The sequence below is a fragment of the uncultured Sphingomonas sp. genome (genome assembly GCF_946477935.1).
Taxonomy (GTDB): Bacteria; Pseudomonadota; Alphaproteobacteria; order Sphingomonadales; family Sphingomonadaceae; genus Sphingomonas.
Map to the genome: position 1 here is coordinate 1 of NZ_CAMLAC010000327.1, position 3,059 is coordinate 3,059.

Consider the following 3,059-nt stretch of genomic DNA (forward strand, 5'->3'; position numbering starts at 1 on the left):
GTCGTCCGCCGCATCCTCCACCTCGAACACCCGCTGCGCCACGGCGATTTCGTCTGGGACGATGCGGGCGTCCCGGCAGGCCCTTTGGTCATCACCATCGATCTGGCGGCGCAAACCATTTCGGCGTTTCGCGACGGCTATGAAATTGGCGCAGCCGCCATCCTGTACGGCGCGGATAATAAACCGACCCCCCTCGGCGTCTTCCCGATTCTGGAAAAGGACGCCGACCATGTCTCCAACCTGTATGACGCGCCCATGCCCTATATGCTGCGCCTGACCCGAGACGGCGTCGCGATCCATGCCAGCGACGTGCGGTTCGGCTATGCGACGCATGGCTGCATCGGCGTGCCGCCCGGCTTTGCACGACGCCTGTTCGCGGCGGCCAGGCTGGGGGACACGGTCATCGTCACCAACGGCAAGATGATGCAGATGGGCGATACGATCACGAGCTAGGATCGGTCGCAGGCCGGCGCGGCCCTTTTGGGTGCGGCCGGCGGCGCGGATTCGTGTGGGGCCAGTGCTTCCCATTCCTGCACCCCGACGCCCGCGCCTTTCGATGCGACAAACCGTGCCCTGAGGCAACGGGTGGTCACGCGCGAGAAATCCACCGTCTGCAGCGCATCGGCGGACGTTCCATAGGCACTTGCCCCCGGAATCGGTTTCCACCCGCCATCCCAATATTCCAGCCGCCACGATGCGGGCGGCGCCACACCCTCGCCAGCGCCTGCCGGCTGGTCCGCGAAGAACCGGATACGGCTGCCATTCAGCGTGACCGGCGTCGGCCAGCGATATACGATCCAGGGCGTTGCAGGATTGTCCTTGCCCCGCCAGCTAGACCACATGTCGGGCGGCAGCGGCGCCGCCCGTATTATCCCGTCGTTGAGCGATTTCAGCCAGAACCGAGTGGGAAGGAGATCTGGGCCGGCGGCCGGGGTGGCCGCCGGGGCGATGTTGCGGCTTGGGGTCGGCGCGGGGCGCGGGGCGACAGTGGGGAGGACCGGACGGATCGCCGCCGGGGTCACGCTGTCGTCCCATTCCAGCCGGTCGATCGCGACGGACCGGCGGAAATGACCGCCGCCCTTGGCGTCCGCCGTGTGGTAGGTGATGTACCACTGCCCTTTGAACGCAACGGCGCCGGCATGGGACGTGGTCGACGAGACCGGCTTCAGCACGACCCCGCGATAGGTCCATGGACCCAGCGGCGAGGTGGCCGTGCCATAGGCCTGGCACGCATGATACAGCGCCGGGGTACACGGGCTGTCCGGCCCCGCATTGTTGCCGGCGTAGAGCATGTAATAGATGCCCTTGCGCTTCATGATCCATGGCGCTTCGAAGAAGCCGGTCAGTCCCTTGATCACCTGCTCCGGCCCCTTGGCGCTCACCATGTCCGCCGCCAGTTCCATCCCCCGCAACCGGCCGAACGTGCCCCAATAGATGAACACCCGGCCATCATCGTCGACCAGCACGGTCGGATCGATATTCTGGATGTCGTTGCGCTCCGGCACACGCTGCGAGATGATCGGTCCGGCGGGATGCGCATCCTTCCATGGTCCGCGCGGGCTTTCCGCCACGGCGACGCCGATCGCGAACCGATCCTTGGCATCGCTGTTCCGCTCCTGCACGGGCGCGTAGAAGTAGAACCGCCCGTCTACTCCCTTCACGATCTGCCCGGCATAGGCGCGGTCCGGTTCGGCCCAGGCGAACACCCCGCTCGGCCGGACGACGGCAGGATCGTGGCGCCAGACGCGCGACGCCGGATCGCGGGTGGACAAGAGCTGCCACTCCTTCATGATGAAGTCGTTGACCGCCTCCGGCGCCTCGTCGCGACCCGCGAGGATGTAGAGCGTGTCGCCGTCCACCACCGGCGCCGGGTCTGCCGAATGATAGCGTCCGTCCGACAATATGGGGTTTCCCGCGATCCGCACGGTCTGCGCCACGCCCGCGCCCCCTGCGACAAGCAGCAGTCCCATCGATATCACGCGTGGCCCGACTGACTTCATGATCCGATCCCCTAATCACCGCATCATTCCCGGCATGCAATCGAAAGACAATATACCGTATAACGATGGTTGAAAGTAAACTTGGCCGTCGATACCCTGCCGCCCAGGCGGGGGACCTCCCACACGCCCGATCGTTCGTATTGCAGAGAGGTTCGTCATGCCGCTTCTTCGTCCCGCCACGCTGATCGCCTTGGCGCTCGGTACCGCGACCCCGGCATTGCTAGCCCAGGATGCACCCAAACCGACCTTTCCACCGGTTGCCACCACCGAACACAATGTCGGCCCGTTTCGCCTGGCGCTGCGCCGTGACACGCAGACATTGGCCCGTCTGTCACCCGCGAACGAGCCCGGCTTCAGCTTCGTACCCACCGCACGCGAGGCGGAGCGGACAGGTGACGGTTACAACCATCTCGGCGACCTGAACCTGCGCGTGCGCGCGCCCGGTGCCGCTTGGCGGGACTTCGCCTCCGCGCACGAGCGCCGCCCAATCCGGCCGCTCCCCGCCGGCGGCACCACGATCGCCGGAGCAGACATCACCGCCAGCATGGGTAGCGATGCGCCGTTTCGCGTGGAGCGGTTTTGGCGAAACGAAGGGGGGCGCCTCGCCCTCGCCTTCCGCATCACCAACACCACGGCGGCGCCCCTCGAAATCGGCGCGCTCGGCATGCCGATGGTGTTCGACAACATCATCACCGATCGCAATCTGGACCAGGCCCATGCGCAGGCCAGCTTCGTGGACCCCTATATCGGTCGCGACGCTGGCTATCTTCAGGTCACCCGCCTGAACGGCAGCGGCCCGGCGCTGCTCGTCCTGCCCGCCAAGGATACGCCGCTGGAAGCCTATGTACCGCTGAAGAATCCCCGCGAGGACAAGGACGGATCGATCTTCACGGATCGCAGTCCGCGCGGCCAGACGTCGGAAGGCTTCTACGACTGGACGGTGCATTCCGCCGGCTATGTCGACCGCGAATGGAAAAAGGCCGGCGAGCAATGGAACGCGCCCACCGCGCGCACGCTGGCGCCGGGCGAAACGCTGGAGGTGGGCGCGGTCCATTGCTC

General features: G+C 66.3%; 3 protein-coding genes. 2 read left to right on the forward strand and 1 reads right to left on the reverse strand.

Annotated features, from left to right (window positions below; translation table 11 throughout):
* A partial coding sequence (locus tag Q0U08_RS19345) for a L,D-transpeptidase family protein (RefSeq protein WP_298093399.1) occupies window positions 1–453 on the forward strand: 453 nt, incomplete at its 5' end.
* Here Q0U08_RS19345 and Q0U08_RS19350 read toward each other — a convergent pair.
* On the reverse strand, window positions 450–2,000 hold the full coding sequence (locus tag Q0U08_RS19350; RefSeq protein WP_298093400.1) for a family 43 glycosylhydrolase: 1,551 nt from the start codon (window positions 1,998–2,000) through the stop codon (window positions 450–452). The genes Q0U08_RS19345 and Q0U08_RS19350 overlap by 4 nt on opposite strands.
* 157 nt (window positions 2,001–2,157) lie before the next feature.
* Between Q0U08_RS19350 and Q0U08_RS19355 the strand changes: the two genes are divergently transcribed.
* Window positions 2,158–3,059, forward strand: a 902-nt coding sequence (locus tag Q0U08_RS19355; protein WP_298093402.1) for a DUF5695 domain-containing protein, incomplete at its 3' end; no start/stop codon positions are given.

Bases quoted from the DNA above. Each gene is read 5' to 3' on its own strand.
- Q0U08_RS19350 (WP_298093400.1), bottom strand. From the start codon at position 2,000: ATGAAGTCAGTCGGGCCACGCGTGATATCGATGGGACTGCTGCTTGTC.